Here is a 4,073-nt window from a genome sequence, read left to right as displayed (position 1 = left end):
TGATTTTTATAATTGCATGGGGCACAGATACTTTTGCTTATCTAACTGGTAGTTTATTTGGTAAAAACAAATTATGTCCTAAACTAAGCCCTAAAAAAACTGTAGAAGGTTCTATAGGTGGAATAATAGGTTCTATTATATTGACTTTGATCTTTGTAAAATATTATGGGCTTTTCCCAATATGGAAATTTTTTTTACTTGCATTTCTAGGCTCAATTATAGCACAACTTGGAGATTTAAATGCTTCCAAAATAAAAAGAGTTACTGGAATAAAGGATTATGGTTTTATTATGCCAGGTCATGGTGGAATACTAGATAGATTTGATAGTATATTATTTACAGCTCCTTTTGTCTATTATTTTGTTAACTTTTTTTTATAATGTAAAATAGGTGGTGATATAAATGCTAACAGCAGTAGCGGCGATTTTTGTTTTTCTAATGGTAATACTTTTTCATGAGTTTGGTCACTTTGTCATAGCGAAGGCAGTCGGTATAAAGGTAAATGAGTTCTCAATAGGTATGGGGCCTAAGGTTTTTCAAAAAGAAAAAGGGGAAACTAAATATAGCATTAGAGCTTTGCCTATTGGTGGATATGTAAGTATGGAAGGAGAAGATGAAAACTCCAATGATCCCCGGAGTTTTAGTAAAGTTCCTGCTATATCAAGGATAGCAGTAGTTGTAGCTGGTGCAACTATGAATTTCATATTAGCTATAATTGTTCTTTCAATAGTTTCTTTCAATGTAGGAATGCCTACAACTACTATATTAGAAACTATAGAGGGTTCTCCTGCTGAAAGTGTTGGATTGAAAAATGGAGATAAAATTATAAATATTAATGATGTACAGATAAAAGATTGGGATTCTATAATTAATGAAATCAATAATTCTGATCCTAATGAAGATATGAATGTCGCTATTTTACGTGATGGAGAGACTTTTAATTATACTTTAAAACCACAAATTAGTAATGATGATAGGGTAATAATAGGTATAGTTCCTGTTTCGGAAAAATCCTTTCTTGCCGCTATTAAAGGAGGTTTACAAAAAACAGGTTCAATGCTTTTATTGATGTTTGACTTTATTAAGATGTTATTTAGAGGTAAAGTTAGTACTAAAGATTTATCAGGACCTGTAGGTGTAATTTATACCATTGGAGAAGCAGCAAAATATGGATTTACAAATCTATTATATTTGATGGGCTTTATCAGTGTCAACTTGGGATTTTTCAATTTACTTCCGTTACCTGCTTTAGATGGCAGCAGAGTTGTATTCTTGTCTCTTGAAATTATAAGAGGTAAAGCTATAGATCCTGAAAAAGAAGGGTTTATACATTTTGTTGGATTTGTTTTACTAATTTTACTTATGTTAACTGTTACTTATTCAGATATAATTAGATTTAATATATTTAGAAGGTGATTTTATGAATAGAAGAAAAACTAAAAAAATTATGGTTGGCAATGTACCCGTTGGTGGAGATAGCCCAATAACAGTGCAATCAATGACAACCACTTTAACTAAAGATATCCAATCAACAATAAAGCAAATCAAAGAATTAGAAGAGGTTGGTTGTCATATAATTCGTTCAGCTGTTACAGATTTGGAAGATGCTAAAGCTATTGAAGAAATAAAGAAGAATATTAACATTCCCTTTATAGCGGATATTCAATATGATTATAAATTAGCAATTGCAGCTGTAGAAAACGGTGCAGATTGTTTAAGAATAAATCCTGGAAATATTGGCTCAGAAAATAAAGTTAGAGAAGTTATTAATATTTGCAAAGAACGAAAGGTTCCGATAAGGATAGGAGTTAATTCTGGTTCAATAAAAAAAGAATACTTAGAAAAATATAATGGAGTTAACGCAAATTCTATGGTAGAAAGTGCTCTTGAACATATAAAATTGGTAGAAGATATGGGCTATAATGAAATAAAGATTTCTTTAAAAGCAAGTAATGTGTTTCTTACTATAGAAACTTATGAAAAGATATCGCAAATAGTAGACTATCCTCTCCATCTTGGAGTAACTGAAGCAGGACCTATTTGGAGGGGTACAATAAAATCTGCCGTCGGAATAGGTAGCCTTCTTTCAATGGGAATTGGAGATACAATACGAATTTCTTTAACTGGAAACCCTATAGAAGAAGTTAAGGTAGGTCGAGAAATTTTGAAATCTTTAGACTTATTACAGGAAGGCGTAGAAATAATCTCTTGTCCTACTTGTGGAAGAACTAAAATAGATCTAATTAAATTAGTGGAGGAAGCTGAAAAAAAATTAAAAGATATAAAGAAACCATTAAAGGTTGCTATTATGGGTTGCCCTGTCAATGGACCAGGAGAGGCAAAAGAGGCTGATATTGGAATTGCAGGAGGACAAGGAGAAGGATTGATTTTTAAAAAGGGAAAAGTTTTTAAAAAAATAGATGAAGAATTTTTACTTGATGAATTAATAAAAGAAATTAAAAACCTTTAATTGTTTTTATATAAGATGATAAACAAGATACTTAACTCCCTTGGAAGTATAACATAGTATAATTAAAGGTATCATAAAGTAGTTAAAGGGGGCAATAGCAAAGAATGAATAACTCTAAAATACAATTGGTTGAATTACTTAAAAGAAATCATATTTCAATTGAAGGGAATTTAGATTCGTTATTTATTGAAAAAGTAAAATTAAACCCCAATCAAAATCTAGTAAATATTATTTTAAAATCAGCTAAAATTATATCAGAGAAAAATTTTTCTGAAATAGCTAATGTTTTAAAAGATAAATTTGATGGTTTAAAAGTTTCTATAAGTATAAGATATGATATTGTAGATGATTTAATCAAAATAATGAATGATTATTGGGAAAATATATTATATTGTATTGAAAAAGAAATACCTTCTAGCCATTCTTGGATTGAATATTTAGAATATGAAGTAAATAAAGATGTTTTTATGATTTTTGCGATAAATGATGTGATAAATTATGCTTTAATCAATAATAAAATTGCCGAAAAAATAAAAAATAAAATAAAAAATGAACTTAATAAAAATGTCAATGTAATTATAGATGATTCTAAAATTAAAAATAATGATAATGAAATTATTGAAAAAACAATTGATGAAGAAAAAAAGATATCCATAGAAACTTTAAATAATAATGGAAATATAAATAAAAACAAAGAAAAGAAAAATAATAAAAAATCAATTTCTAATAAAAGTTATATTTATGGTAAAAAAATTAATGAGCAACCTATGGATATAAAAGATATAAATCTTAATACTGGCTCTGCTATACTCGCAGGGGATGTTTTTCAAATGGAAGTAAGAGATATAAGAGGCAACAAAAAATTAGTAATTTTTAATATAACAGATTTAACGGATTCCATAACTGTAAAGGTGTTTTTAACTGAAAAACAATTTAAAGAATTTAAAACAAATGTATATGACGGTTTATATGTAAAAGTAGAAGGGGATATTATCTTTGATAACTATTCTAAATATCTAGTGTTGATGCTTAAATCCTTAAATTTGTTAGAAAAAAAAGAAAGACTGGATTTAACACAAAAAAAACGTGTGGAACTACATTTACATACACAAATGAGTTCTATGGATGGTTTGAATAATTTTAAAAAATTAGCTCATAGAGCTAAAAAATGGGGTCATACCGCTATAGCAATTACTGATCACGGTGTAGTTCAAGGTTTTCCAGAAGCTATGGAAGCAAGCAAAGAACTAGGTCTTAAAGTTTTATATGGAGTAGAAGGCTATCTTGTTAATGACAAAAAACCAATTGTTTATAACTATGATGTAAAAAAAGAATATAATACCTTCGTAGTCTTTGATATAGAAACTACAGGCCTCTCTCCTAAAAATGATATGATTACTGAAATAGGTGCTATTAAGATAGTAAACGGCAAAATTGTAGATGAGTTTAGTCAATTAATTAACCCAGAAAGGCCAATTCCAAATAGAATAATTAAGATAACAGGAATTACAGATGAGATGGTAAAAGATAAGCCAACTATTGACGAAGTATTACCAGATTTTGAAAGGTTTATAGATGGAGCTGTATTGGTTGCTCATAATGC

At 28.7% G+C, this 4,073-nt stretch carries 4 protein-coding genes; all 4 read left to right on the top strand.

The genetic code is table 11. From position 1 onward, the window contains the following. Positions 1-380 (top strand): phosphatidate cytidylyltransferase (locus VK998_RS11330; protein WP_325228383.1); only part of this gene is annotated, 380 nt, incomplete at its 5' end. A gap of 22 nt (positions 381-402) precedes the next feature. Then, positions 403-1,416 (top strand): RIP metalloprotease RseP, encoded by a 1,014-nt coding sequence (gene rseP, locus VK998_RS11325; protein ID WP_325228381.1) that lies wholly within the window; start codon positions 403-405, stop codon positions 1,414-1,416. A 4-nt stretch (positions 1,417-1,420) separates the two neighbouring features. Next, positions 1,421-2,470 carry a flavodoxin-dependent (E)-4-hydroxy-3-methylbut-2-enyl-diphosphate synthase gene (gene ispG / locus VK998_RS11320; protein WP_325228378.1) on the top strand — a complete coding sequence of 350 codons (1,050 nt, stop codon included), beginning with the start codon at positions 1,421-1,423 and terminating at the stop codon, positions 2,468-2,470. Between the two features lie 104 nt (positions 2,471-2,574). After that, positions 2,575-4,073: exonuclease domain-containing protein (locus tag VK998_RS11315; protein ID WP_325228376.1), on the top strand; the 1,499-nt coding region annotated here is incomplete at its 3' end.

It is taken from the genome of Schnuerera sp. (genome assembly GCF_035459645.1).
Classification (GTDB): Bacteria; Bacillota; Clostridia; order Tissierellales; family Tepidimicrobiaceae; genus Schnuerera.
This window is presented reverse-complemented; position numbering and strand designations above follow the sequence as displayed.

Excerpts from the sequence above, each read along its gene's own strand:
- rseP (WP_325228381.1), top strand. The coding sequence starts at position 403 with ATGCTAACAGCAGTAGCGGCGATTTTTGTTTTTCTAATGGTAATACTT.
- ispG (WP_325228378.1), top strand. The coding sequence starts at position 1,421 with ATGAATAGAAGAAAAACTAAAAAAATTATGGTTGGCAATGTACCCGTT.